Source organism: Streptococcus sp. HMSC056C01 (assembly GCF_001811305.1).
Taxonomy (GTDB): Bacteria; Bacillota; Bacilli; order Lactobacillales; family Streptococcaceae; genus Streptococcus.
In genome coordinates, this window is the sequence record NZ_KV804187.1 from 1 (window position 1) to 211 (window position 211).

The following is a 211-nucleotide window of genomic DNA, read 5'->3' on the forward strand; positions in this document are numbered from 1 at the left end:
AAGTTGACATCTACAAAGTTTAATGTTAAAATACATTCAAAAATATATTTGAATGAGGTGTTTTATGATTCAAAATGTTGTTACTTCAATAATACTGTATTCTGGGACAGCCGTAGACTTACTTATTATCCTAATGTTATTTTTTGCCAAAAGAAAAAGCAGAAAAGACATCATTAACATCTATTTAGGACAATTTCTAGGCTCTGTTAGT

The 211-nt window shown here is 28.0% G+C and carries 1 protein-coding gene; it reads left to right on the forward strand.

Going from position 1 to position 211, the window contains the following annotated elements:
* Positions 1–64: 64 nt before the first annotated feature.
* A partial coding sequence (locus HMPREF2795_RS10220) for a cadmium resistance transporter (protein ID WP_315849807.1) occupies positions 65–211 on the forward strand: 147 nt, incomplete at its 3' end.